Origin of the sequence: Microbacterium sp. MEC084, assembly GCF_004514465.2 — a bacterium.
GTDB lineage: Bacteria > Actinomycetota > Actinomycetes > Actinomycetales > Microbacteriaceae > Microbacterium.
The window spans coordinates 30,652-55,993 of sequence record NZ_MYFP02000003.1 but is presented as its reverse complement, the minus strand read 5'-3'; the positions used below and the strand labels follow the sequence as shown (position 1 = coordinate 55,993).

At 73.5% G+C, this 25,342-nt stretch carries 26 protein-coding genes; 6 read left to right on the top strand and 20 right to left on the bottom strand.

The features are described 5' to 3' along the window. Window positions 1-38: 38 nt before the first annotated feature. Both B5M43_RS04500 and B5M43_RS04495 read left to right on the top strand, forming a co-directional pair. On the top strand, window positions 39-2,807 hold the full coding sequence (locus tag B5M43_RS04500) for an MMPL family transporter (RefSeq protein WP_134745910.1): 2,769 nt from the start codon (window positions 39-41) through the stop codon (window positions 2,805-2,807). After that, entirely contained in the window at window positions 2,804-5,089 is a 2,286-nt protein-coding gene (locus B5M43_RS04495) for a YhgE/Pip family protein (protein WP_230667673.1), read from the top strand. The genes B5M43_RS04500 and B5M43_RS04495 overlap by 4 nt, the downstream gene beginning before the upstream one ends. Before the next feature lie 164 nt (window positions 5,090-5,253). On the opposite strand, the gene B5M43_RS04490 is transcribed toward B5M43_RS04495, so the two are convergent. The 4 genes from B5M43_RS04490 to ccsB all read right to left on the bottom strand — a co-directional run bounded on the left by B5M43_RS04490 (window position 5,254) and on the right by ccsB (window position 10,411). After that, a complete protein-coding gene (locus B5M43_RS04490; RefSeq protein WP_134745837.1) occupies window positions 5,254-7,275 on the bottom strand; it encodes a fructose-specific PTS transporter subunit EIIC in 2,022 nt (673 codons plus the stop codon). Window positions 7,276-7,362: 87 nt separating this feature from the next. After that, window positions 7,363-8,316 carry a 1-phosphofructokinase family hexose kinase gene (locus B5M43_RS04485; RefSeq protein WP_134745836.1) on the bottom strand — a complete coding sequence of 318 codons (954 nt, stop codon included), beginning with the start codon at window positions 8,314-8,316 and terminating at the stop codon, window positions 7,363-7,365. Further along, on the bottom strand, window positions 8,313-9,092 hold the full coding sequence (locus B5M43_RS04480) for a DeoR/GlpR family DNA-binding transcription regulator (RefSeq protein WP_134745835.1): 780 nt from the start codon (window positions 9,090-9,092) through the stop codon (window positions 8,313-8,315). Before B5M43_RS04480 ends, B5M43_RS04485 begins: the two co-directional genes overlap by 4 nt. 326 nt (window positions 9,093-9,418) lie before the next feature. Beyond that, on the bottom strand, window positions 9,419-10,411 hold the full coding sequence (ccsB, locus tag B5M43_RS04475) for a c-type cytochrome biogenesis protein CcsB (RefSeq protein ID WP_055992984.1): 993 nt from the start codon (window positions 10,409-10,411) through the stop codon (window positions 9,419-9,421). Window positions 10,412-10,494: 83 nt separating this feature from the next. Between ccsB and B5M43_RS04470 the strand changes: the two genes are divergently transcribed. After that, on the top strand, window positions 10,495-10,932 hold the full coding sequence (locus B5M43_RS04470; protein ID WP_134745834.1) for a VOC family protein: 438 nt from the start codon (window positions 10,495-10,497) through the stop codon (window positions 10,930-10,932). Window positions 10,933-10,935: 3 nt separating this feature from the next. On the opposite strand, the gene B5M43_RS04465 is transcribed toward B5M43_RS04470, so the two are convergent. The 4 genes from B5M43_RS04465 to B5M43_RS04450 form a co-directional block, all read right to left on the bottom strand. After that, the gene (locus B5M43_RS04465) at window positions 10,936-12,645 is read right to left on the bottom strand and encodes a cytochrome c biogenesis protein ResB (protein ID WP_134745833.1); all 1,710 of its coding nucleotides are present in this window, start codon (window positions 12,643-12,645) and stop codon (window positions 10,936-10,938) included. Then, window positions 12,626-13,384 (bottom strand): cytochrome c biogenesis CcdA family protein, encoded by a 759-nt coding sequence (locus tag B5M43_RS04460; protein ID WP_134745832.1) that lies wholly within the window; start codon window positions 13,382-13,384, stop codon window positions 12,626-12,628. Before B5M43_RS04460 ends, B5M43_RS04465 begins: the two co-directional genes overlap by 20 nt. A gap of 28 nt (window positions 13,385-13,412) precedes the next feature. Next, complete coding sequence (locus tag B5M43_RS04455; protein WP_230667671.1) at window positions 13,413-14,048, bottom strand: TlpA disulfide reductase family protein; 636 nt, start codon at window positions 14,046-14,048, stop codon at window positions 13,413-13,415. A gap of 327 nt (window positions 14,049-14,375) precedes the next feature. Then, entirely contained in the window at window positions 14,376-15,005 is a 630-nt protein-coding gene (locus B5M43_RS04450) for a histidine phosphatase family protein (RefSeq protein ID WP_134745830.1), read from the bottom strand. Window positions 15,006-15,098: 93 nt separating this feature from the next. Between B5M43_RS04450 and B5M43_RS04445 the strand changes: the two genes are divergently transcribed. Further along, the gene (locus B5M43_RS04445) at window positions 15,099-17,096 is read left to right on the top strand and encodes a hypothetical protein (protein ID WP_134745829.1); all 1,998 of its coding nucleotides are present in this window, start codon (window positions 15,099-15,101) and stop codon (window positions 17,094-17,096) included. 53 nt (window positions 17,097-17,149) lie between these two features. Here the strand turns inward: B5M43_RS04445 and B5M43_RS04440 are convergent, their stop codons facing one another. Then, entirely contained in the window at window positions 17,150-17,809 is a 660-nt protein-coding gene (locus B5M43_RS04440) for a DedA family protein (protein WP_374198151.1), read from the bottom strand. Window positions 17,810-17,986: 177 nt separating this feature from the next. Here B5M43_RS04440 and aspS point away from each other — a divergent pair, with 177 nt between their 5' ends. Then, window positions 17,987-19,768, top strand: coding sequence for an aspartate--tRNA ligase (aspS, locus tag B5M43_RS04435; RefSeq protein WP_134745828.1), 1,782 nt, complete (start codon window positions 17,987-17,989; stop codon window positions 19,766-19,768). A gap of 21 nt (window positions 19,769-19,789) precedes the next feature. On the opposite strand, the gene B5M43_RS04430 is transcribed toward aspS, so the two are convergent. The 3 genes from B5M43_RS04430 to B5M43_RS04420 form a co-directional block, all read right to left on the bottom strand. Then, window positions 19,790-20,299 carry a hypothetical protein gene (locus B5M43_RS04430; protein WP_134745827.1) on the bottom strand — a complete coding sequence of 170 codons (510 nt, stop codon included), beginning with the start codon at window positions 20,297-20,299 and terminating at the stop codon, window positions 19,790-19,792. 88 nt (window positions 20,300-20,387) lie between these two features. Beyond that, on the bottom strand, window positions 20,388-21,047 hold the full coding sequence (locus B5M43_RS04425; RefSeq protein ID WP_134745826.1) for a zf-HC2 domain-containing protein: 660 nt from the start codon (window positions 21,045-21,047) through the stop codon (window positions 20,388-20,390). After that, window positions 21,044-21,571 carry a sigma-70 family RNA polymerase sigma factor gene (locus B5M43_RS04420; protein WP_134745825.1) on the bottom strand — a complete coding sequence of 176 codons (528 nt, stop codon included), beginning with the start codon at window positions 21,569-21,571 and terminating at the stop codon, window positions 21,044-21,046. Before B5M43_RS04420 ends, B5M43_RS04425 begins: the two co-directional genes overlap by 4 nt. Before the next feature lie 118 nt (window positions 21,572-21,689). On the opposite strand from B5M43_RS04420, the gene B5M43_RS04415 reads away from it, so the two are divergent. Continuing rightward, window positions 21,690-22,157, top strand: coding sequence for a DUF2231 domain-containing protein (locus tag B5M43_RS04415; RefSeq protein WP_134745824.1), 468 nt, complete (start codon window positions 21,690-21,692; stop codon window positions 22,155-22,157). A gap of 7 nt (window positions 22,158-22,164) precedes the next feature. Here the strand turns inward: B5M43_RS04415 and B5M43_RS04410 are convergent, their stop codons facing one another. The 8 genes from B5M43_RS04410 to B5M43_RS04375 form a co-directional block, all read right to left on the bottom strand. Further along, window positions 22,165-22,464 carry a Dabb family protein gene (locus B5M43_RS04410; protein ID WP_055992952.1) on the bottom strand — a complete coding sequence of 100 codons (300 nt, stop codon included), beginning with the start codon at window positions 22,462-22,464 and terminating at the stop codon, window positions 22,165-22,167. A 31-nt stretch (window positions 22,465-22,495) separates the two neighbouring features. Next, complete coding sequence (locus B5M43_RS04405; protein ID WP_134745823.1) at window positions 22,496-22,765, bottom strand: glutaredoxin family protein; 270 nt, start codon at window positions 22,763-22,765, stop codon at window positions 22,496-22,498. 11 nt (window positions 22,766-22,776) lie between these two features. Continuing rightward, window positions 22,777-23,070 (bottom strand): rhodanese-like domain-containing protein, encoded by a 294-nt coding sequence (locus B5M43_RS04400; RefSeq protein ID WP_055992946.1) that lies wholly within the window; start codon window positions 23,068-23,070, stop codon window positions 22,777-22,779. Between the two features lie 121 nt (window positions 23,071-23,191). Then, window positions 23,192-23,290, bottom strand: coding sequence for a 30S ribosomal protein bS22 (locus B5M43_RS04395; protein WP_003792170.1), 99 nt, complete (start codon window positions 23,288-23,290; stop codon window positions 23,192-23,194). Window positions 23,291-23,405: 115 nt separating this feature from the next. Continuing rightward, on the bottom strand, window positions 23,406-23,597 hold the full coding sequence (locus B5M43_RS04390; protein WP_055992940.1) for a helix-turn-helix domain-containing protein: 192 nt from the start codon (window positions 23,595-23,597) through the stop codon (window positions 23,406-23,408). Between the two features lie 129 nt (window positions 23,598-23,726). Further along, a complete protein-coding gene (locus B5M43_RS04385) occupies window positions 23,727-23,930 on the bottom strand; it encodes a hypothetical protein (protein ID WP_134745822.1) in 204 nt (67 codons plus the stop codon). Then, window positions 23,873-24,658 carry a hypothetical protein gene (locus tag B5M43_RS04380; protein ID WP_134745821.1) on the bottom strand — a complete coding sequence of 262 codons (786 nt, stop codon included), beginning with the start codon at window positions 24,656-24,658 and terminating at the stop codon, window positions 23,873-23,875. The genes B5M43_RS04385 and B5M43_RS04380 overlap by 58 nt, the downstream gene beginning before the upstream one ends. Before the next feature lie 188 nt (window positions 24,659-24,846). After that, window positions 24,847-25,260, bottom strand: a complete 414-nt coding sequence (locus B5M43_RS04375; RefSeq protein WP_055992937.1) for a helix-turn-helix transcriptional regulator — start codon at window positions 25,258-25,260, stop codon at window positions 24,847-24,849. Window positions 25,261-25,342 lie beyond the last annotated feature (82 nt).

The following is a 25,342-nucleotide window of genomic DNA, read 5'->3' as shown; positions in this document are numbered from 1 at the left end:
GTATCGAACCCTGCCATTCCCCTCATCCGGAGGCGCCTGTGTCCACCCTGCTCTACTCGCTCGGCCGCTGGTCGTTCCGTCACCCGTGGCGGGTGCTCCTGGGCTGGCTGCTCATCCTGCTCGCGGTCGGCGGCGGAGCCCTCGGCCTCAATCGGGGCTTCGACAACGCGTTCTCGATCCCGGGCACGGAGGCGCAGGAGGGGTTGCAGCAGCTGAGCCGGACGTTCCCGCAGGTGTCGGGCACGAGCGCGCAGTTCATCGTGGTCGGGGCCCCGGGCGACGACGTCACGGAGGAGACCTACCGGACGCCGATCGAGGACGCGGTCGCCGAGCTGGAGGACGTCGACGGCGTCAGCAGCGCCACCTCGCCGTACGACGAGCTGGTCACCGGCATGGTGTCGGACGACGAGTCCGCGGCCATCGTTCGGCTCCAGTTCGAGGGCACCATGACGGATGTCACGGACGACGACAAGGAGTCGCTCCAGGAGGTCGTCGACGCGCTCCGCCCCGACCTGCCGGAGGGCTCGCAGCTCGCGCTCGGCGGCGAGCTGTTCGCCACGGAGCTGCCGACCGTCACGCTGACCGAGGCGGTCGGCGTGGTGATCGCGCTCCTGGTGCTGATCGTGACGTTCCGGTCCTTCGTGATGGCGGGCCTGCCGCTCGGCGTCGCGCTGATCGGCGTCGGCGTCTCGTTGCTCGGGATCGTCGCGGCCACGCAGTTCGCGACGGTGTCGGCCACGACCCCGATGCTCGCGCTCATGCTGGGGCTGGCGGTCGGCATCGACTACGCGCTGTTCATCGCGGCGCGGCACCAGGACCAGGCGCGCGACGGCATGGAGCTCGAGGAGTCCGCGGGCCGCGCGACCGGAACGGCCGGATCCGCCGTCGTGTTCGCGGGCGTGACCGTGCTGATCGCGCTGATCGGTCTAGGCTTCGCGAACATCCCGTTCCTCACCACGATGGGCATCGCGGCGGCCGTCGCGGTCGCGGTGGCCGTGCTGATCGCCGTCACGCTCACGCCCGCCCTGCTCGGCTTCGTGAAGCACCGCGTGGTGGGCCGCCCGCGCCGCGCGCAGAAGGCCGAGCGGGCCCGGGCGCCGCGGGAGGGCTTCAGCACGCGCTGGGTGCGCGGCGTCACGCGGCATCCCGTGATCACGACGGTCGCGGTCGTCCTGGGTCTCGGGCTCATGGCCCTGCCGGTCGGCAGCCTGGGCCTCGCGCTGCCGAACGCCGGCGTGCTGCCCGAGGACAACGAGGCGCGCATCGGCTACGACCTCACGTCGGAGCACTTCGGCGCGGGCTTCAACGGCCCGCTCATCCTGACCGGCACGATCGTGACGTCCACCGATCCGGTCGGCCTGATGGACGATCTGCGCGCCGAGGTCGAGCAGATCGACGGCGTCAAGGAGGTCGCGCTCGCGACCCCGAACGAGACCGCGGACACCGGCATCGTGCAGATCGTGCCCGAGACCGCGCCCGACGACCCCGCCACGAGCGACCTCGTGCGCGAGCTGCGCGCGCACCACGACGAGTGGCTGGACAAGTACGGCATCGACCTCAGCGTGACCGGCACCACGGCCGTCGCGATCGACATCTCCGACCGGCTCGGCGGCGCGCTCGTGCCGTTCGGGATCTTCGTGGTCGGCCTGTCGTTCGTGCTGCTGATGATCGTGTTCCGCTCGATCTGGGTGCCGCTGAAGGCCTCGCTCGGCTACCTGCTGTCGATCCTCGCGGCCTTCGGCGTGGTCGCGGCCGTGTTCTCGTGGGGCTGGGGCGCCGACCTGCTGCACGTGACGCGCACCGGCCCCGTCATCGCGTTCATGCCGATCGTGGTGATGGGCGTGCTGTTCGGCCTCGCGATGGACTACGAGGTGTTCCTGGTCTCGCGCATGCGCGAGGACTTCGTGCACGCCGCGCGCCGGCTCGGCGGCTCGCGCGAGGTCGCGGTCGAGGCCGTGCGCAGCGGGTTCGCGGCCTCGGCGCGCGTGGTCACCGCGGCGGCGATCATCATGTTCGCGGTGTTCGCGGCCTTCGTGCCCGAGGGCGACGCGAACCTCAAGCCCATCGCGCTCGCGCTCGCGGTGGGCATCGCGGTGGACGCGTTCGTGGTCCGGATGACGCTCGTGCCCGCGGTCATGGCGCTGCTGGGCGAGCGGGCCTGGTGGATGCCGCGCCGGCTCGACCGGATGCTGCCGCACTTCGACATCGAGGGCGAGGCGGTCGAGCGCGAGCGCGCGCTGGCGGACTGGCCGGAGCCCGGATCGGCCGCCGCGATCGCCGCCGACGACCTGGAGGTCGCGGTGGAGGACGGCCCCGTCCTGGCCTCGGGCGTGACGCTGCGCGCCGAGCCGGGCGACGCCCTGGTGCTGGCCTCGGCGGATCCGCGCGGCGCCCGCGCCGTGGGGCTCGCGATCGCCGGCCGCACACCGGCGACCGGCGGCCTGCTCCGCGTCGCCGGGCACCTGCTCCCCGGCCGCGCCGCCTGGGTGCGCGCCCACGTCGGCCTGGCCCTGCTCGCCGCCCCGGAGCCCGGCGAGGCGCCCGCCCGGGCGGTGCGCGCCGCGGCGCGCGCCCCGATCGTCGTGATCGACGGCGCCGACGCCCTCCAGCCGGCGGCGCGCGACCAGGTCGCCGCCGTGCTGCGCGACGCGCAGCACGCGCTCGCGCCGGATCCGCTCACCGTGGTGCTGACGGCATCCGACCCGTCCGCCGCGCAGCGGCTCCTGTCCGACGCCGGCTGGGTCGGCGTCCGTCGTGTCGACGTCTCCCCCGCTCCCGCGACCATCCCGAATGAGGTCTCCGCATGAACCGCCTCCGCAGCCTGACCCTCGCCGGAGTCGAGCGCGCCCGCAGCGCCCGGCCCGTCTCGTGGCTCACGGTGCTCGGCGTGCTGCTCCTTCCCGCGCTCGTGGGCGGCGTGCTCGTCGCGGCGCTGTACGACCCGACCGAGCGCCTCGACAACATGACGGCCGCGATCGTCAACCTCGACGAGCCGGTGACCGTCCAGGACCAGTACACGCCGCTGGGTCGCCAGCTGGCGGCGGGCCTGGTCGAGGGCTCGGATGACGTCGACGGCAATCTGACCTGGGTGCTGTCCAACGAGGACGACGCCGCCGAGGGCCTGGCCGACGGCACGTACCAGGCGGTCGTGACCATCCCGGAGGAGTTCTCGGCGGCCGCGACCTCGGCCGGCCAGAACCTGTCGGGGTCCGAGGAGGCCCCCGAGCAGGCGACGATCGACGTCGTGACGGCGCCCGACGCGCGCATCGTCGACGAGGCCATCGCGAACCAGATCGCGTCGGTCGCGACCGCGTCGATGGGCCGGATGCTGTCGGAGGCGACGCTCGAGAACGTCTTCATCGGCTACACGACGCTGGGCGAGCAGCTCGGCAAGGCGGCCGACGGCGCCGCGCAGCTGGCCGACGGCGCGGGGGCCGCGCGGGACGGCGCGGAGGAGCTCGCGGGCGGCGCCGCCGAGCTCGGCACGGGCGCGGGCGAGCTCGCGTCAGGCGCGGGGCAGCTCGCGGGCGGCGCGTCACAGCTGGCCGGCGGGGCGGCCGGCGTGGCGGGCGGCGCCGGCGCGCTGGCCGACGGCGCCCAGGGCGTCGCGGGCGGCGCGGCCGACCTCGCGGGCGGCGCGTCGCAGCTGGCGGACGGCGCCAGGCAGCTCGCGACCGGCCTCGCGGGCGACGGCACCGCCGCGAACCCGGGCCTCGCGCCCGGCCTGCACGACGCGACCTCCGGTGCGCAGACGCTGGCGTCCGAGCTGGGCGCGGGAGCCGACGCGATCGAGCGGAACGGCGTCGTGCCGGCCGAGCTCACGGGCGCCGCGGCCGGCGCGGCGCAGGCGGCCGCGGGCGTCGCGGACGGACTCGACGGGCTGAGCGCATCCTGCGCGGCCTCGGGGGCGGGCGCCGAGTTCTGCGCGCAGCTCACGGCGATCACTCAGGCCGCGCACACGGCCGATGCGGCGGCATCGGGGACGTCCGGCGGGCTGGAGCAGCTCGCGACCCAGCTGCCCACGGAGCTCGCGGCCCAGCTGCGCGCGGCGTCGGGCGGCGCGACGGAGCTCGCCGGCGGCCTCGGCGCCCTCGCGGCCGGCGCCGACGGCGCGGCGGCCGGGGCGTCTCAGCTCACGGCCGGGCTCGAGGAGCTGACGGGCGGCGCCGACCGGCTGTCGGCCGGGGCATCGCAGCTCGCGGGCGGCGCGGGCGAGCTGTCGACCGGCGCGGCGCAGCTCGCCACGGGTGCGGGCGGCCTCGCGACCGGGACGAGCGAGCTCGCGTCGGGCGCCACGCGGCTGTCGGAGGGCGCCGGGCGGCTGGCGACCGGCACGACGCAGCTCGGCGACGGCATCGGCGACCTGTCCGAGGGCACGCGCTCGCTGGCGGACGGCCTCGGCCAGGCGACCGAGCAGATCCCGTCGTACAGCGACGCGGAGGCGGGCGATCTCGCGACCGTGCTCGCGGATCCGGTGTCGGCGACCGCGGGCGACGACCTGACCATGTTCGGGTCGTCGGCCGTGCCGCTGCTCGCCGCGGTCGTGCTGTGGTTCGGCGGTCTCGCGACGTTCGTCGTGATGCGCTCCGTCACGGCGCGCGCCCTGACGTCGCGCCGCGCATCCGCGCTGCTCGCCGGCGGCGCACTGCTGCCCGCCGCGCTGGTCGGCGCGGTGCAGGGCGTGCTCGTGGCCGCGGTCATCCAGGCCGTGAGCGGCTACGACGGCGGCACGGCGGCGGCGCTGTTCGCGCTGTGCGCCCTGATCGGCGTCGCATTCGCGGCCGTGCACCAGGCCCTCGTGGCCGCGCTCGGCGGCGCGGGACGCTGGGTCGCGGCGCTCGTCGGCTCGATCGCGATCGCGACCGGCGTGGTCTCGACCATGCCGGGATGGCTCGGCGAGCTGGCGGACATCCTGCCCACCGCCCCCGCGTACCGCGCGCTCCTCGGCGCGGTCACGGACGCGGGCGGCGCCGGCGCGGCGGTGACGGCGCTGCTGGTGTGGGCCGTGCTGGCCTTCGCGGCCACGACGCTGGCCGTGGCGCGCCGCCGCACGATCCCCGCCCAGGCGCTGCTGGCCCAGCCCGCCTGATGCCGCGGGGGTCGTCCCCCTGCGCTTCGACTGGTCCCGGGCGACGAGACTGGTCCCGCCGAGACCAGTCTCGTCGCCGAAGACCAGTCGAAGCCGGTCGGGTCGCCACGACGCCGGAACGGCCCGGTCCTCGAGACGAGGGCCGGGCCGTTCGGGCATCGGGATCAGGCGGCGACGGCCACAGGGGCCGCCGCGGTGCGACGGTGCGCGTACTTCTTGAGCGCCACGACCGCGAGGGCCGACACGACGGTGCCGACGGCGATCGCGAGCAGGAAGCCCCAGATCGGGTCGATCGCGAAGAACACGAACACGCCTCCGTGCGGAGCGCGCGATCCCACGCCCAGCAGCATGGTCAGGGCGCCCGTGACCGCGCCGCCGATCATCGACGCCGGGATGACGCGCAGCGGGTCGGCGGCCGCGAACGGGATCGCACCCTCCGAGATGAACGAAGCCCCGAGCAGCCACGCGGCCTTGCCGTTCTCCTGCTCGACCGGCGTGAACGCGCCGCGCGCCAGCACGGTCGAGGCGAGCGCCATCGCGAGCGGCGGCACCATGCCCGCCGCCATCACGGTCGCCATGATCAGGTAGGGCACGGTGTTCTGGTCGGACGCGGCACCGAGGCCCGCGACCGCGAACGCGTACGCGACCTTGTTCACCGGGCCGCCCAGGTCGAAGCACATCATGAGGCCCAGCAGCACGCCCACGACGACGATCAGGCCGCTGTCGGCGAGGTTGTTCAGGCCGTCGGTCATGGCGGTCATGAGCGCCGCAATCGGCCAGCCGAGGAACAGGATCATCAGGCCGGAGGCGACGATCGAGCCGACGAGCGGGATGATCACGACCGGCATGAGGCCGCGCAGCCAGCGCGGCACGTCCAGGCGGCCCAGCCACCAGGCGACGAGTCCCGCGAGCAGGCCGCCGACGATGCCGCCGAGGAAGCCCGCGCTCATCAGCACCGCGACCGAGCCGGCCACGAAGCCGGGAGCGATGCCGGGCCGGTCGGCGATCGCGAACGCGATGTACCCGGCCAGCGCCGCCACGAGGAAGCCCATCGAGACGCCGCCGATCGTGAAGAACACGGCGCCGAGGTACTGCAGCAGCCCGCCCTCGGGCAGGTTCCACAGGGCGTTCTCGAGCACGATCGCGTTGGCCGACTCGTTGATGTCGAAGCCGCCGAGCAGGAACCCGAGCGCGATCAGCAGACCGCCGCCCGCGACGAACGGGATCATGTACGAGACGCCGGTCAGCAGGATGCGCTTGATGCGCGCGCCGAACGACTCCACCGGCACGTTCGAGGCGGCGGCCGTCTCGGCCGTGCCGCTCACCCGCTCGGCGGACGGATCCTTCGCGGCGGCCGCGGCGAGCGCGAGCAGCTCCGCGGGCTTCTCGATGCCCGCCTTGACCGTCCGCCGGATGACGGGCTTGCCCGCGAACCGCTGCGGCTCCCGCACGTCGACGTCGACCGCGAACACGACGGCGTCGGCCGCCGCGATCGTGTCGGCCGGGATCGGGGTGTAGCCGCTGGAGCCCTGGGTCTCGACGTGGAGCTCGACGCCGGCCTTGCGCGCGGCGGCGGCCAGGCCGTCGGCGGCCATGTAGGTGTGGGCGATGCCCGTCGCGCAGGCCGTGACCGCGACGATCCGGGCGGGGCGGCCGTCGACCAGGATGGCGTCTCCGGCGGCGGCCGCGGCCGGAGCCGGAGCCGCGGCGGCGGGTGCCGGCGTCTCGGCCGCGGCGTCCTCGCCGATCGCGCGGCGCACGATGCCGACCGCCTCATCCGGCGTCGCGGCCGAGCGCAGCGCGGCGAGGAAGTCCTCGTCCATCAGGTTGCGCGCGAGCGACGACAGCACCGCGAGGTGCTCCTCGGCCGCGGTGTCGGGCGCGGCGATCATGAACACGATGTCGCTCGGCTCGCCCTCGGCGCCGAAGTCCACCGGCGGGTTCAGGCGGGCGAACGCCAGCGACGCCTGCGACACGGCCGCGCTCTTGGCGTGCGGGATCGCGATGCCGCCGGGCAGGCCCGTGGCGTCCTGCTCCTCGCGGGCCCAGGCGGCGGCGAAGAGCTGTTCGGCGTCCGTCGCGCGGCCCTGCGCGACGAAGCGCTGGGACAGGGCGCGGAGCACCGCCTGCTTGTCCGTGCCGAGGTCCTCATCGAGGCTCACGAGCTGGGGGGTGATGGTGGACATGGTCTCCTCCTCGAGGCTGAGCGTCCGTGGTGCGCCGCGAGGCGGCGGGTGGATCGGGTGTAGGGGGTGGATGCGGCGAGCCGCTGGTCAGGGAAGCCTGCGGATGGGGATGTCCCCGCCGGGCAGGTCGGCCGGCGTCGCGATGCGCGTGCCGGGAAGGGCGGCCGTGGCGGAGCCGTATCGGATGGCCGTGCGCAGCCGGCCGTCGGCGTCCGCTCCGGCGAGGTCGGCGAGCAGGAAGCCGGCGAGGGCGCTGTCGCCCGCGCCGACCGTGCTGCGCACCTCGGTGGGCGGCGCCGCGGCATGGCGAGCGCCCTCGGCGTCCACGAGCACCGCGCCGTCGCCGCCGAGCGTGACGAGCACCGCGCCGACGCGATGCGGCACCAGGGCCGAGGCGAGCCGGACGGCGTCCGCGACGGCATCCGGGTCCGCCTCGCCCGAGGTGGCCAGACCCAGGCGGGCCACGGCGTCGACGAGCTCCTCGTCGTTCGGCTTGATGAGGTCGACGGCGCCGCGCGCCAGCACCTCGGCGAGGGCCGGGCCCGACGTGTCGACCGCGATGCGCGGCGCGCGGGCGGCGCGCGTCCGCACGGCCTGGATGACCTCGACGTAGAAGTCGGCGGCGACGCCCGGCGGGAGCGAGCCGCACAGGGCGAGCCAGCGCGCGCCGTCGGCCGCCTCGACGACCGCGTCGATCAGGGCGGCCGCCTCGGCCGGCGCGAGCCCGGCGCCCGGCAGGTTGATCTTGGTGGTCTCGCCGTCGGGCGACGTGAGCGTGATGTTGGAGCGGGCGTGCCCCTCGATCGGCACCGCGCGCACGGGGAGCCCCGCGGTGTGCTCGCCGTAGGGGTCGTCGTCCGCGAGCGGCAGCACCGCGAGCGTCTCGGCGCCGGAGGCGACGACCACGCGCGACACGTTCACGCCCTTGCCGGCCGGATCAACGCTCGACGACTCCGCGGCCTGCACGGCCCCCGGCTCGAGCGGACCGGCCAGCTGGATCGTGCGGTCGAGCGACGGGTTGGCGGTCAGGGTGACGATCATGCGATCCACACCTCCACGTCGGCGTCCTCGAGGGCCGCGGCGAGCGCGCCGGAGGGCGCGCGGTCGGTCACCAGCAGATCGATCTCGTCCAGGCGCGCGAACCGCTGCAGCGACTCGTCGCCGAACTTGGACGCGTCCGCGAGCAGCACCACCCGCCGCGCGGAGCGGACGATCGCCCGCTTGACGTCGGCCTCGTCCGGGTCGGGGGTGCTCGCCCCGAAGGCGGCGCTCAGCCCGTTCGTGCCCACGAACGCGACGTCGGGGCGCATCGACTCGATGGCCTGCACGGTGCCCGCGCCGACCGCGGCGCCCGTGATGCCGCGCACGCGCCCGCCGATCGTGGTGAGGGGCACGCCTCCGCGCGTGGTGAGCAGCGCGGCGAGCACGGCGGAGTGGGTCACGACCTGGGCGTCGGGGCCGGCGAGCCGGTCCGACAGCAGCTCGGCGACCGCGCCGGTCGTGGTGCCCGCGTCCAGGAGCACGGATCCGCGGAAGTCGTCCGCCAGCGCCTCGACGGCCCGGCGGGCGATCGCGTGCTTGGCGGGGCCGCGCTGTCCGGCGCGCTCGCGCAGGTCGGCCTCGGCGGCGCTCCCCCGGTCGGCGGCGACGGCCCCGCCGTGCACGCGGCGCAGGACGCCGGCGCGCTCCAGCAGCGCGAGGTCGCGGCGCACGGTCTCGGTCGTGACGTCGAGCCGCTCCGCGAGGTCGGCGACGGCGACGCGCGCCTCGTCCCGCAGCACCTGCTCGATGAGCTCTCGTCGCTCCGTCGCGTACATGGCACCCTCCTTCGGATGCCCAACAGACTACAACACAATCCCACAGAAACACAGATGTTGTTTCTGTGGGTGGTCGTTGAGCGGAGGCGAGGAACGAGCCGGAGTCGAAACGTGGCCGAACCTCCCCGACCGGCTGGGTCGCTTCAGCCCGTTTCGACTCCTCGCTGGCGCTCGTCGCTCAACGACCACGAATGAGGGTCCCGGCTTCGACTCGCTCCGCTCGCTCAGCCCGTTTCGACTCCGCTTCGCTCCGCTCAACGACCGGGAACAGGCCGGTCATCTACCGTCGCGCGAGCGTGCGATCGCGTCTAGAAAAGAAGTCCTTCTCAGCTCAGGCCGCTGTACGCGTGCAGGCCCTCGAAGAACATGTTCACGATCGTGAAGTTGAAGATCACCGCGGTGAAGCCGACGATCGACAGCCAGGCGGAGCGGGTGCCGCGCCAGCCGCGGGTGGCGCGGGCGTGGATGTAGCCGGCGTAGAGCACCCAGATGATGAAGGTCCAGACTTCCTTGGTGTCGAAGCCCCAGTAGCGGCCCCACGCGTCCTGCGCCCAGATGGAGCCGGCGATGAGGGTGAACGTCCAGAAGATGAAGCCGATGATGGCGAAGCGGTAGGCCATCCCCTCGAGCGCCTCGGCGCTGGGGAGCGTGCGCAGGAACGAGCGCTGGGGCTCGGCATCCTTCGCCTCGAGCGCGAGCCGCTCGCGGCGCGCCTGCAGCAGCTGCAGCACCGAGAGCCCGAACGCGAGGGCGAGGAAGGCCGTGGCGAGCGACGCGACGAACACGTGGATGACGAGCCAGACCGACTTGAGTGGATCCATGAGCGGCACGATCTGCACGTAGAACGACAGGGTCGCCGCCCCCAGCAGCACCGTGACGAGCCCCACCATGAACGTGCCGAGGAAGCGCAGGTCGCGCCAGAACAGCACGCCCAGATACACGGCCGTGATGAGCAGGGTGCCGGTCATCGCGAACTCGTACATGTTCGACCACGGCACGCGTCCCGCCGCGATCCCCCGCAGCACCGTGCCGCCGAGGTGGAACAGGAAGCCGAGCACCGTGAGCGAGGTGCCGATCCGGCCCATGACCATGCGCGGCTTCGCGGCGGCAGGCGCGTCCTGCGCGACGCCGTTCACGGTGGTCCCCGATCCGGCCCCGACCAGCACGCGCTCGCGCGCGGCATCCTGACGCTCGAGCGAGAGCTGCGAGCGGCGCGCCAGGTCGAACGCGTACGCGACGAACGCGAGGGCGTAGACCGAGATCGCCGTCCAGATCAGAAGAACCGAGATCTCGTCCAGCGAGAGCGCGTCAGGGTGCATGAGCCCGATTCTACGAGCGCCCGCTTCGCGCTCTCTGTGGGCGGGCCCTGTCCGAAGGGCCGGGGGCCCGGTAGCGTGCGGGCATGGCCATCGCGCTCGAGAACGTCGGCATCGCCGTCCGGGATCTGGAGGAGGCGATCGCCTTCTTCACGGACCTCGGCCTGGAGGTCGTCGGACGCGACACGGTCAGCGGCGAGTGGACCGACACGGCCGTGGGGCTGGACGGCAACCACGCCCGCATCGCGATGCTGGCGACCCCCGACGGCCAGGGCCGCCTGGAGCTCTTCGAGTACCTGCATCCCGAGGCGATCGAGACCGAGCCGACGCGCCCCAACGAGATCGGGATGCATCGCGTCGCGTTCTCGGTGGACGACCTCGACGCGTCGCTCGAGATCGCCGCACGGCACGGGTGCTGCCCGCTGCGCGGCGTGGCCACGTATCGGGACCTCTACCGGCTGACCTACCTGCGCGGCCCGAGCGGCATCCTGGTGATGCTGGCTCAAGATCTGCGGAAGGGCTGACGCCTACGCGTCGTCGGCGCCGAGCGCGGCGCGGTGCTTGGTGCGCAGGTCCGCGATCGCGGTCGCGAGCGTCGGATCCTCGCCGCGCGCGAGCGCCGCGTACTCGAGCCGGATGCCCGCGTCGTCCGCGGTCGCCTTGACCCAGACGCGGCGGCGCGGCACGAACAGCGCGGTGAGCAGGCCGAGCATCGCGAGCACCGCGAACGCCAGCACGAAGATCGCGGATCCGTCGTGGTGCGTCTGCAGCGACACGAAGCGCTTGACCGATTCGGTGAAGCCCACCTGCGAGCGGTCGGCATCCGCCGGGGTCTCGTCCTCGAACGTGACCGTGCCGAGGCCGTTCGGCAGCTCGACGGTCTCCCCGGGCGCGAGCTCGAGCGAGTCGATGTCGACCTGCGGCCCGGCGATCTGCTCCATGCCGCTCGGGTCGAGCTCGTACACCGAGCTGGGCACGCCGTCGTCGACCCCGAGGTCGCCGACGTACACGTTCAGGGTCAGCACGGGGTTGAGCAGCTCGCCGAATCCGGACGAGAAAGCGCCGCTCGCGAGCTGCATCTGGGTCGGGTAGAAGAAGCCGATCATGCCGACCTGCTCCGGCAGGCCGTCGGGGATCTTCACGACGCCGAGCGAGGTCATGTTGGCGTCCTGCGGCAGGAACGGCACGGGCTCGCTGTAGACCGTGGTGCCGTCGGGCGCCTTGACCGTGATGGTCGGCGCGTAGCCGTTGCCCAGCAGGTAGACCCGGTCGCCCGCGACGTCGAGCGGGTGGTTGACGCGGACGGCCTCCTGGCGCTCGGCGCCACCCGGCTCGACGACCGTGACGTTCGCCTGGAAGTCGCCCGCCTGGCCCGCGCCGCTGGTGCCGATGGGCTGGTACGTGACGTCGAACGAGTCCAGGCGCATGGCGTACGGCGTCAGGGCGTCGTCACCCACGAAGCGGCCGCGGTTCATGGACGAGTAGTCGACCAGCGAGTTGACCACGGACTGGCCCTCGATGATCACCTGCTGACCCGTGTACGCGAAGCCGCCGCCCACCCCGACCGATACCAGCACTCCCACGAGGGACGCGTGGAACACCAGGTTGCCGGTCTCGCGCAGGTAGCCGCGCTCGGCCGAGACCGAGAACGCGCCTCGCCCGTCGTAGCGCTCGACCCGGTAGCCGCTCGAGCGCAGCTGCGCCTCGGCCAGGTCGACCGCGTGGGCCGCGTCGTCCGCGTCGCCGGCGATCCGGTCCTCGAGGTGGTCGTCGAGGCGCGCGAGCCGCGCCGGCGTGCGCGGCGGGCGCGAGCGCATCGCCTTCCAGTGGTGCTTGGTGCGCGGCAGGATGCAGCCCACGAGCGAGACGAACAGCAGCAGGTAGATCGCGGAGAACCAGGCCGACACGTAGACGTCGAACATCTGCATGGCGTCGAGGATCGGGAACAGGTCGGGGTTCTCCCGCTCCCACTGCGTCACGCCGTTGGGGTTGGCCATCCGCTGGGGGAAAATCGACCCGGGCACGGCCGCGATCGCGAGCAGCAGCAGGAGGACGAGCGCGGTGCGCATGCTGGTGAGCTGCCGCCAGCCCCAGCGCAGCCATCCGACGACGCCGAGCGCCGGCTGGTTCACGCCGGAGTCGGCGTCGCTCTCGACGTGGTCCGACGGGCGCAGGGGCTCGGATCCGTCCCGCGCGGCCTTCCGGGCGTCGGTCTGGTCAGAGAGGGAGCGGGACATTCGCGAACACCCCCTGCAGGCGGTTCATGATCATGGTCCACACGCCGGTCACCATGAGCACGCCCAGGATGACCAGCAGCACGCCGCCGACGATGTTGACGACGCGCACGTGGCGGCGCAGGAACGCGAGGGAGCGGGTGGCCCAGCCGAAGCCGAGCGCGACGAGCAGGAACGGGATGCCGAGGCCCAGCGAGTACGCCAGCCCCAGCAGGGTCGCGCGGCCCGCGTCGCCCTGGTCGTACGAGATCGCGAGGATCGCGGTCAGGGTCGGGCCGATGCAGGGCGCCCAGCCGAGGCCCAGAGCGACGCCGAGCAGCGGCGCCCCGACGAGCCCCAGGTCGCCCTTCAGGTGGAGCTTCGCGGTGCGCTGCGCGAAGCCGAAGAAGCCGATGAAGACGAGGCCGAGCAGGATGATCAGGACGCCGAGCACGCGCGTGATCGCGTCGCCGTAGAGCAGCGAGAACCGCTGCGTCGCGCCGCCCGCGATGCCGCCGAGCACGATGATCGTGACGAACACGAGCGTGAACCCGGCGATGAACAGCAGCACGCCGCCCAGCAGCCGGCCGCGTCCGGCGGGCGCCTCGGTGCCCTTGGGCGAGACGGCGCCGCCGATGAAGCCGAGGTAGCCCGGCACGAGCGGCAGCACGCACGGCGAGAGGAACGAGATCAGGCCCGCCAGAAGCGCGATCGGGATCGCCGCCCACAGCGCGCCGTCGAAGACGACCGAGCCCGGGTTCATCCGCGGCCCGCCGCGCGCGACCGCTGGGTCACGCGCCCTCCTCGAGGGTCTCCCCCACGAGGGTCGACAGGATCGACGCGCTCTCGAGCTGGCCGATGATGCGGGCGGCGACGCGGCCCTCGCGGTCGAGCACGAGCGTGACCGGGGTCGCGTTGACGGGCGTGGCGGCGACGAACGCGAGCTTCACTGCGCCGTCGTGCACGTCGATGATGCTGGGGTAAGTCACGCCGTGCTTCTCGGCGAACGAGATCGCCTGGTCGGCCTGGTCACGGGTGTTGATGCCCACGAAGCGCACGCCATCGGCCTGGTACTCCTGCCACACGGACTCGAGGTCGGCGGCCTCCGCGCGGCACGGGTCGCACTGGGCGTACCAGAAGTTGACCACCACGACCTCGCCGGCGACGTCCTCGCTCGAGAGAGCCTCGCCCGTCTCGGTGACGCCCGCCCACTCGACGGGCTCGCCCCGATCGGCCTCGCCGATCTCGGTGACGGCGAACTCGCCCGAGATGTAGCCCTGGTTCCCGCCCTCCAGATACTGCTGGCTCACGGGATCGGGAGCGCACGCGGCGAGCGCGAACGCGAGCCCGGCGGCGGCCAGAGCCGCGGCGATCCGGCGTGCGCCGCGCACGCGCGGCGAGACGGTCGGGACGGCGACGGGAGGCACGCCCCCAATCCTACGTTCGCGCATATGCGGCGGCTGTGCGCCAGCCGAAAGCGCCGCCCGCCGGGGCGCGCCCGCTCGACGACCGACATCTTCCCCGTGGTCGTTGAGCGGAGGCGCGCCAGCGCCGGAGTCGAAACGTGGCCGGATCAACCCGACCGGCCGAGGAGCATCGGCGCCGTTTCGGATCCTCGCTGGCGCTCAGAGCGAGACGACCACGGGGGTGTCGGCTTCGACTCGCTGCGCTCGCTCAGCCCGTTTCGACTCCGCTTCGCTCCGCTCAACGACCACGAGGGGGCGACCGTCGTGCGAGCGAAGCGACCGTCTGGCTCAGACCGCGCCGACGTCGACCGCATCCTGCAGCGGGGCGGGCTCGGCGTACGCGACCTCGCGCCAGACGTCGCCGTGGCGCTCGAACGACGTGACGCTCGAGAGCGCGCAGCGGCGGGTGCGCGGGTCGTGCGGCAGGGGCAGACCGGCGACCGAGAGGTGCGTGAGCCAGATGGGCGCCTGGTGCGAGACGATCACGACGTCGCCCGAGTCCGTGCCGTGCCACGCCTCGTCGAGCGCCGCGTGCATCCGGTCGACGACCTGGGAGTACGGCTCACCCCAGCTGGGGAGCGACGGGCGGCGCAGGTGGTGCCAGTTCCACGGCTTGCGCAGCGCGCGGCTCATCCGCATGCCCGCGAAGACGTTGGTCGGCTCGATCACGCGCTCCTCGAGCCGCACCTCGAGCCCCAGCAGCTCGGCGAGCGGCTCCGAGGACTCCTGCGTGCGCTGCAGGGGCGAGCTCAGCAGCGCCGAGACCGGCCGGTCGAGCGACAGGATGTGCTCCGCCGCCGCGCGCGCCATCCGGCGCCCGTCGTCGCTCAGGCGGAAGCCGGGCAGCCGCTCGTAGAGCACGCGATCGGGGTTGTAGACCTCGCCGTGACGCACGAGGTGGATCCGTTCGGCCGTCACGTGCCCCATCCTACGGAAGCCGCGCGCGGCCCTCTCCGACGTGCGCCGGAGCGCCGCCGGGCCCACCCCGGGCACCCCGGATACCGTGGGCGCGTGATCAGTCGCCCGCGCCGGATCGGTCGCCGCCTCGCGGCGGGCGCGATCGCGGCCGCCGTGGCGCTGTCCCTCACCGCGTGCGTCGCGGAGCCCTCCGAGGGCGAAGCGCAGCGCGACCCGGCCCCGTCCTTCGCCGACGCGCGCACGACGCAGGTCGACGCCGAGGGCGCGCGCTGGAGCGCGGCCGGCGTCGCGATCGACGTGCCCGACGGAGCCGTGCGCACGAACGTCGCCAACGTCACGGTCGGCGCACGGATCGGCGAGGCCGACTCCGGGATCGCGCGCGAGGTCTTCGGCACGCCCGTCCGGCTGGAGTCGGCCGGCGCCTTCGCCGATCCGATCACCGTCACGTGGGATCTGTCGACCCTGCCGGCCGAGGCCGCGGCGAGCGCGTCGCTCGTGCGCTGGGATCCCGACCTGCGCGTGTGGGCGCCCGAGCCCGGCGCCGTGGTCGAGGGCGGCCGCCTGACCGCCGGGATCACGCAGCCGGGGACCGTCGCGTGGGCCGCGGCCTCCGTGCAGAACGCCACGGCGCCGACTCCCGCGGCGGACCTGCCCGCGTGCGGCGACGCCGAGCTGCCCGGCTGGGTCGCGACCTACGCCGATCCGGATGCCGAGCGCCCCGAGTCGGCGATCACGGCGTGCGTCGAGACCCACCGGTCGGATGTGCTGACGGTGCGCACGCGGAGCCGGGACGACGTGCCGCGGGCGCTCACGCTCACGGGCGAGGCCGCCTTCGACTGGGTCACGCGCGAGCGCGGCGGATCGCGGTTCTGGGCGCTGGCCGCGACCCTGGTGGACGACGAGCGCACCGCGCTGCTGCCTCCGGGCGGCGGCGTGGACGTGGGCCTGAGCGAGCCCGACGGCGGCGCGCACCGCGCGGTCGCGTACGTGGACGTCCGGACGGCCGCGCTGGATCTGCTCGCCGCGTTCGCGCGACGCGTCTCGCTCGGCGAGGTCCCGGACGCGTCCACGACGGGCCTGCTGTCCCACCTGTTCCGATGCGCCACCGCCGGGGGCGGGGAGGTGCAGGACACGTCGGCGGTCGCGGCGCTGGGCGCCGCGCTCACGACGTGCGCGCAGCAGGTGCCGGGTGCGGGCGAGGCCTCGACCGCGGCCGAGGTACAGGGCCGCCGCGCGGCCGAGGCCACGGCGCGCATCGGCGCATCCGGCGCCTTCGAGGAGCTGGCGGAGGCGCGCTCGGAGGCGCTCGTGGCGGCCGCCGCGGCGCCTGCGGGCGGCGCATCCTGGACCGTGCTGGGCGGATCCGACCCGGCCGTGCTCGGCGCGTGGGAGCCGACGTGCGACGACGCCGAGGCGGATGCCGCCGCGCTCTTCGCGAACCTGGCGGGTGCGCCGGAGTTCGCGGGCACCGACGGCTCGCTCGCGACCCACCCCGGATGGCCGACGGCGACGGTCGCGGCGGTCGCGCCCTTCGCATCCTGCTCCCCCGACGACCGCGCCCGCTTCGCGGCGCAGCTGCCCGACCAGTGGGCGGATCCGGAGGCCGCCCGCCTCGCGGTCGACGCGCTCGCCGGCCTCGGGCTCTCGCTGCTGTCGTGCGACGACATCTACGAGCTCGCGGCTCCGCTGGCCGAGGGCTTCCACGGCCTGCGCGGCATCACCGCCTCGGGCACCGGCCGCGTGGCGTGCGGCTGGGCGAGCGAGCGCGGCAAGGCCGTCACCGACCCGGGCATCCGGTCCCGCGTGCAGGTGTGGGTGTCGCGCGAGAGCGCCGACGCCGAGGAGGTCGCGCAGCGCCGCTCCGAGGCCGAGAAGACGGAGCTGGGCGGCGTGCAGCGCTCGGACATCCTGGACGGCGCCGGCGGATTCGTCGTCGGGGCGTACGTGCCCACGGGCCTCGAGCTCGAGTCCTGGCTCCCCGGCTACCGCATCGTGGTCACGACGACGAGCACCGACGACCCGGCGCAGTGGCGCATGCGCGAGGGCGTCGAGGCCGTCGAGCGCATCGCCGCGGCGCTCACCGCCGACTGAAAGGGCTTGCCCCGAGTTGTCGCCACGTGGCGGCGACTCGGGGCAACGGCCGGTCAGTCGGCGCGGTTCTCGGCGCGCAGCGCGCGGACGCGGGCCACGACGAACCAGGCGACGGCCACGATCACGACCGCGATCACGATGTTCTGGAACACGTCCATGTACTGCTCGACGATGTGCCAGGCCTCGCCGAGGTACCAGCCGACCAGGATGAAGATCGTGTTCCAGATCAGGCTGCCCGCGCCCGTGAAGAGCACGAAGCGCCACAGCGGCATGTGCACGACGCCGGCCGGGATGGAGATCAGGCTGCGGAAGATCGGGATGAACCGGCCGAAGAACACCGCGGCCCCGCCGTGGCGGTGGAACCACGCCACCGTGCGGTCGACGTCCTCGACCTTCATGAGCGGCAGGCGGTCGGCGATCCGGCGCAGGCGCTCGAGGCCGAACCACGCGCCGATGCCGTAGAGGACGAGGGCGCCCACGAGCGATCCGACCGTCGTCCACAGGATGGCCTCCCACAGCGCGAACGAGCCGCGGGACGCCGCCAGGCCGGCCATCGGCAGGATGGCCTCGCTGGGCAGCGGCGGGAACAGGTTCTCGGCCGCGATCGCGATGCCGGCGCCGTAGGGGCCGATCACGTCCATCAGGGAGACGACGAAGTCGACGAGCGACCCCAGCCAGGAGCCGTCGGTCGTGGTCTCGGTCGTCGTCATCATGTGGCGGCATCCTCCGGTCGGGGCACGATCCCTCCGACGCTATCGAGCGGAGGTGTCCGGATCCTGGGTGCGGGCCCCCGGATCCGCTTCCGGCTGTCCCGAACCGCCGCGATCCGCCGCGGAAAACCGCACCGCCTAGACTTGTCGGGTTCCGTCACGCCCCAGGAGGATCCTGAAGTGCTTCGCACCCACACCGCCGGCTCGCTGCGAGCCGAGCACATCGGTCAGACCGTCACCCTCACGGGCTGGGTCGACCGCCGACGCGATCACGGCGGGGTGGCGTTCATCGATCTGCGCGACGCGTCGGGCATCTCGCAGGTCGTGATCCGCGACGAGTCCGTGGCGCACCCCCTGCGCAGCGAGTTCGTGCTGAAGGTCACCGGCGAGGTGTCGAAGCGCCCCGCGGGCAACGAGAACCCGAACCTGCCGACCGGCGAGATCGAGCTCATCGCGAGCGACGTCGAGGTGCTCAACGAGTCCGCGCCGCTGCCGTTCCAGGTCTCGAGCGGCCTGGCCGACGCCGACCCGATCGGCGAGGAGGCGCGCCTCAAGCACCGCTACCTCGACCTGCGCCGCCAGGGCCCGGCGCACGCGATCCGCCTGCGCTCGCAGGTGTACAAGGCGATCCGCGACGTCCTGCACGCGCGCGAGTTCGTCGAGGTCGAGACCCCGACCCTGACCCGCTCGACGCCCGAGGGCGCCCGCGACTTCCTGGTGCCCGCGCGCCTGCACCCGGGCAGCTGGTACGCGCTGCCGCAGAGCCCCCAGCTGTTCAAGCAGCTGCTCATGGTGGGCGGCGTGGAGAAGTACTTCCAGATCGCGCGCTGCTACCGCGACGAGGACTTCCGCGCCGACCGTCAGCCCGAGTTCACGCAGCTCGACATCGAGATGAGCTTCGTGGACCAGGAGGACGTCATCGAGATGATGGAGGACGTCATCCGGGCCATGTGGGCCACGATCGGCGTCGAGGTGCAGACCCCGCTCCCCCGCATCACGTACGCGGACGCCATGGCGAAGTACGGCTCGGACAAGCCCGACCTGCGCTTCGGCCTGGAGCTGGTCGAGGCGACCGAGTACTTCAAGGACACCCCGTTCCGCGTCTTCCAGTCCGAGTACGTCGGCGCGGTGCTGATGCCGGGCGGCGCGAGCCAGCCTCGCAAGACGCTCGACGCGTGGCAGGAGTGGGCCAAGCAGCGCGGCGCCCGCGGCCTCGCGTACGTCCTGTTCAACGAGGACGGCACGCTCGGCGGCCCGGTCGCCAAGAACCTGTCCGAGGCCGAGCAGGCGGGCCTGGCCGAGCTCGTGGGCGCCCAGCCCGGCGACTGCGCGTTCTTCGCGGCCGGCACGACCAAGGCCTCGCGCGCGCTGCTCGGCGCCGCGCGCGTCGAGATCGGCCGCCGCCTGGGCCTGATGGACCCCGACACGTTCGCGTTCACGTGGGTCGTGGACGCCCCGATGTTCGAGCCCGCGGGCGACGCTGTCGCATCGGGCGACGTCGCGGTCGGCGCCGGAGAGTGGACGGCCGTGCACCACGCGTTCACGGGCCCCAAGCCCGAGTTCGAGGACACGTTCGACACGGACCCCGGATCGGCTCTCGCCTACGCGTACGACATCGTCTGCAACGGCTCGGAGCTCGGCGGCGGATCCATCCGCATCCACCGCGAGGACGTGCAAAAGCGCGTCTTCAAGGTGATGGGCATCGACGAGGAGCAGGCGCAGGAGAAGTTCGGCTTCCTGCTCGAGGCCTTCAAGTTCGGCGCCCCGCCGCACGGCGGCATCGCGCTCGGCATGGACCGCGTGCTGCAGCACCTGACCAAGACCGACTCGATCCGCGAGGTCATCGCGTTCCCGAAGTCGGGCGGCGGCTTCGACCCGCTCACGGAGGCGCCCGCGCCGATCACGCCGCAGCAGCGCGCCGAGGCCGGCGTGGACGCCGTGCCTGAGCCCGCCGAGGCCTGAGCCCCCCGGGACTGACCCCGGTCAGTCCCGGATGGGCTCGCCCGCGGGATCGAGGACCCACCAGACCTCGTCGACGCCCTGGCCGTTCGTATCGCCGGCCGCCTGATCGCCCGCGAAGTAGTACAGCGGCCAGCCGTTCAGGGTGAGTTGCGGCTCGCCGTCGACGCCGGTGATGGTGCCGACCTCGCCGGTCACGCCCTCGGCCTCGACGTCCTCGCCGCCGGGCACGGGCGGCCAGTTCCCCAGGCACTGGCCCTCGCACGTCGAGACGCCCGCACCCTGCTCGTCGCTGTCGAACTGGTAGACGACCTTGCCCTCGCCGTCCACGACGATCGTGCCGAGGTCGGTCTCGGCGGTGGTGAGCGACACCGCGCCCATCGTGCCGGTCTCGCCGCCGTCGGAGCCGTACGGATCCGTCCCGGGCGACATCGGCCCGTCGCCCGTGCCACCGCCGCATCCGGCCAGCGCGGTCGCGAGCGCCGTCGCGCCCAGCAGCACCGCCGCGGCGCGGCGGCTGAACCTCGTCCTCATGATGTGCTCCCCTCGTCGGAGTCGACCCCTCGGGGTCGCGGGCCGCGAAGACGGTCCGACGGGAACACGAGCCGCGGGTCCCCGGCGTTCACCCCTCGCGCGGAACCGGGACGCTTATCAGGATGTCGCCGCCCTCCGCGCGGACGGCCAGGCTCGCGATCCGCTCGACCGGGAGCGAGGTCGCGGCCTCGAGCTCGACCGCGCCGCCCGGCATCGCGCCCCACGTGGACACCTGCTGCGAGCGCCCGTCCACGTCGGTCACGACGAGCGCGTAGCCGGCGCCGGCGCCATAGCCGTATCCGGCGTCCGGGTACTCGCACCGGATGACCAGCCGCGTGCCCCACGCGACGGGCTCGAGCCCGACCTCGACCGACATCGCGGCCGACTCCAGGGCGACCGTGACGTCCGGTTCGTCCGGCGCCTCCATCGCCGCGGGCACCCCGATCGCGAGTGTGAGCGCGACCGCGGCGGCCGCCGCCCATCCGGCGATCCGCGCGCGGACGCCGCGCACGCGGCGCCGCTCCCGCTCCCGCATGCGATCGAGGAGGTCGGCGGGAGGGGCGGGCGGCGCGGCGTCGGGTGCGCCCGCCCGTGCCAGAAGGCCGGGCATGGGCACGAGCTCCCCGACGGCCGCGCGGCACCGCGCGCACTCCTCGAGGTGCGCCTCGAACCGGCGCCGGTCGGCGGGGGTCAGAGCGCCGAGCACGTACGCGGCGTCCCATTCGGCGAGCGCGTCGTGGTCGCTCATCGCGTCACGCCCCTCTCCTGGAACGCCAGCCGCAGCGCGCGCAGCCCGTAGTGCAGCCGCGACTTCACTGTCCCCTCGGCGATCTGCAGCTCGCGCGCGAGCTCCGCGGTGCTCCGCCCGCCGAAGTACGCACGCACGATGACCTCCCGGTGGTGCTCGTGCAGCGACGCGAGCGCGTCCTGCAGCAGGATCGCGTCCAGCAGCTCCTCCGTGCGGTCCTCGACGGCCTCGTCGGCCGGCTCGTCCTGGGTCTGCTCGTGCCGGCGGCGCGCGCTGCGCGCCTGGTCGATCACGAGGTGCCGCGCGACCGTGAACAGCCAGCCGCTCAGCTGATCCGGGTCCTCGTCGAGGATGCCGGGCGTGCGCCAGGCCCGCAGGAGCGTCTCCTGCACGACGTCGTCCGCGTCGGCCGGACGGCCGGTCAGGGCCACGACGTACCGCCAGATCGCGCCCGCGTGGCGGTCGTGCAGCTCCCGCAGGGCCGCGTCCCGGCCGCGGTCCGCCCGCCTCGGCTGCGCCGTCATCGGCCACGCGCTCCGCCCTCGGGGCCGATCGTCCATGCCGTGCACACGTCGCCGGCGCCCGTCAGGTTCATTGTGGTCACTGCGTGAACCGCGCGACACCCGGTCGCGTGGTCCCGGCATGGAGATCCAGGGACTCCCGGCGCACCCGCTCGTGGTGCACCTCGTCGTGGTGCTGATCCCGCTGACGGCGCTCGCGCTGATCCTCGCGCAGCTGTGGCCGGCCGCGCGGCGGCGGCTGGGCCTCGTGCCGCTGATCGCGGCGGTCGCGGTCGCGGCGCTCGTGCCCTTCACGATTGCGGCCGGTGAGGCGCTGGCGGCCGTCGTCGGCCCGCTCCCGGATGTGCAGGCGCACGAGGCGCGCGGACGCGCCGTCCAGCCCTGGGCGCTCGCGCTGCCGGTCGTGGCGGCGGGTCAGTGGGCGTGGTTCCGCCGGGGCCGCGACCGCATCCGGCGAGACGGCGCCGCGCGGGCGATCACGCTCGGGATCGGCGCCGCGGTCCTGGTCGTCGCAGTCGGCGTGGTCGTGGCCGTGGTGCTCGCGGGCGAATCGGGTGCCCGCGCCGTGTGGGGCGGGCTGCTGGGCTGAGCCGGCGTCAGATCTCGACGTCGATCGCCGCGCGGCCCGATCGGATGGTGCCGATGTACTCGGCCGCCTTCACGTGGGCCGGGTGCGTGCCGTACGCCTCGAGCGCGGCGAGGTCGTCGAAGTCGGCGACGAGCGCGAAGTCCATGTTCTGACCCTCGAACGCGACGTTGCGCGACACGTCCATGGCGCGCAGGCCGGGCACGACGCCGACGAGCGCCTCCAGCTGCGCCTTGGCCTCGGCGACCTGCGCGTCCTTCTCGGCGGGGTCGGTGGCGGTCAGCTGGAACATGACGATGTGGCGGAGCATCCGGGAATCCTTCGGGGAAGAGGGTCGTGGGTCAGGCGGTCGGGACGGCGTCGATCAGCGCGGCGCGCAGGCGCTCGGGCGCGACGCGCCAGTGGCCGTGCAGGCGGTCGTCGATCAGCACGACCGGGATCTTCTCCCACCACAGGTCGTACAGAGCGGGGTCGTCCTGGATGGACGCCTCGCGCACCTCGACGGCGTCGGCGACGGGATCGGGGAGGTCGGCCAGCACCTGATCGACCACCTCGCGCGCGACGTCGCACAGGTGGCAGTCGGGCTTGCCGATCAGCGTGAGCGTCGTCACGTGAGCGGGGCTCAGAGCTCGACCGGGTAGCCGGCCTCGCGCCAGGCGCTCGTGCCGCCCGCGACGTTGGTGACCTCGTAGCCGCGCTCGCTGAGCGCCTCGACCACGCGACCGGAGCGGCCTCCGAGCTCGCAGATCACGTCGAACGGCTCGGCGGGGAGGTCGCCGATCCGCTCGCCCAGCTGCGACATGGGGATGTTCACGGCGCCGGGCACGTGACCGGCCTCGTACTCGTGCACCTCGCGCACGTCCACCAGCGGGACGTCCTTGCGGTCGTGGAGCTCCTGGACCGAGATCTCGTTCATGCGTCCATTATCGACGCCGCACGGGGCCGGGGCGTCCGGCCGGATCAGACCGCGGTGATCCGGCGCCCGGGAAACCAGAAACGCCGGCCCGAACGGGACCGGCGTCAGTGGTTGCAGTCGCTTACTTCTTGTTGCGACGCTGGTGGCGAGTCTTGCGAAGCAGCTTGCGGTGCTTCTTCTTCGCCATGCGCTTGCGGCGCTTCTTGATGACAGAACCCACGGAAACCTCACAATGTCAGGGGGTTGGACGCCGAGCCGCGGCGTCCGGGAACGGGCACAGCAGAAGCGTGCCTTCGGGACAGCTTACCGTATGCGGCGAGCGCGCCCTGCTGGCGTCAGCCCGCGTCGGCGATGGGACGCTGCAGGGCGGCCGTCACGGCCGACTCGGGCACGCGGTAGCTCCGGCCGAAGCGCACGGCGGGGAGCTCGCCCGAATGGACGAGCCGGTAGACCGTCATCTTCGACACGCGCATGATCTCGGCGACCTCGGCGACGGTCAGGAACCGCACATCCGGCATCTCGGGCACGGAGCCTCCCCCTCTTCAACTGACGTTCACTTTAGGGGCATCCCGGGTCTGGTGTAAACCCGAGGTGCCCCTGTGACCCGTGTGACGGATGACGATATCCTCGCGCGGCCGACGAAGGCGCCTCCGGGCTCAGCCGACGAGCCGGCCGAGCGCCGCCAGCCACTCCGCGACGATGGGGTTCGAGAGCGCCGCCGCCCACACGAGCGGGATCGCGGCCGCCGCCACGACGGTCGTCATGACACGGCCGAGCGCGTCCGGCGCGGGCCGCACGAACATCACCACGAGCGTGAGCAGCATGAGCCAGATGCCGCCGTCCGTCGGGTCCTCGCCCACCCCAGCACGATCGCGACGTAGTGCACGACGATCGCCACCACGCTGAAGACGATGGACCTGGCCCGCCCGTGCGTGATCGCCAGCACCCATGCGAAGCCGAGCCCGATCATCAGCAGGAGTCCCTGCGGGCCGGTCAGGTCCGCGACGACCTCCCGCATGCGGTCGCCGGCGCCGTCGAGCACCGCGGCGACGTCGGCGGCCGTGAGCCCGCCGAAGGCCCACTGCAGGAACGCGAACGTCGCGAACGCGCCGATCGTGGGGAACGTCGCCACCAGCACGCTGGCCCGTCGCCGGCCCGGCCGCTCCAGATCGTCGGGCAGATAGAACATCGCGGCGATGCCGGCGATCGCCACGAGCGCGACGCCCAGCGGATCCGTCAGCGCCGCCATCATCAGCAGGATCCCGGCCCGGAAGCCGTCGCGCGTCGACGCCCAGTAGAGGAAGCGCACGGTCTCCCCCACGCCGAGCGCGAAGAAGCCGATGCTGAGGAACAGCAGCGAGTCGCGCGTGATCAGCTGGACGCCGAACGGGTTGAACGCGATCGCGAGCAGGAACAGCACGCGGGTGGGCAGCGCGAGCCCGCGCTGCACCATGGCCTCGGCGATCTTCTGCAGGAAGAAGCCCGCGGCCAGCGCGCCCAGCAGGCTCAGCCCGAGCGCGCCGAGCGGCAGGATGCGCGCGACGACCGTGGCCAGCAGGGTGCCGACCGGCGGGTACAGGTCGCGCACCCAGCCGACGTCCGCGCGCGGACGGTCGTGAATCCCGAGTCAGTCGTCACTCTCGCCATTCTGCCCACGATCCGACGCGGTCGGCCAGGACTTCACAGGCTCGTCATATTCCGACGCGCGCGCAGAACGAGAGAGCACCGCCTCCCCCGAGTGCGGTGCGCTCTCCCGATGGCATGAGAGCCCGGGATCTATGCCCCGAGGCGCTTGAGCGCGGACTGCACGACGACCTTCGCCGACGCGGCGGCGCGGCCGACGGCCTCGGCGGCGCGGGCGGCGGGCTCGGGCAGCTGGTGCGCACTGAAGTCGACGACGCCCTCGTAGTCGCCCTCCTCGACGAAGAAGGGGACGAGCCAGTCGTCGACGGCCTCGAGCGGCGCGGGCGACAGGCTGTAGTAGCGGTGCTGGCCCTCCTCGCGCACGGACACGAGCTCGGCCTCGCGCAGCACCTTGAGGTGCTTCGAGACCGTGGGCTGGCTGACGCCGAGCGCGGCGACGATCTGCGACACGCTCGTGCCTGCATCCCCCTCCGACGATCGGCTCAGCAGCAGCTGCAGGATCTCGCGCCTCGTGCCGTCCGCGATCACGTCGAAGATGTCCGCCATGTGGCTAGGGTAGCCGCGCAGGCACCGGAGTACCATGTCACAGTCCCGGCAGGCCGGGGTCGGATTCGGGATCGAGGGGGCA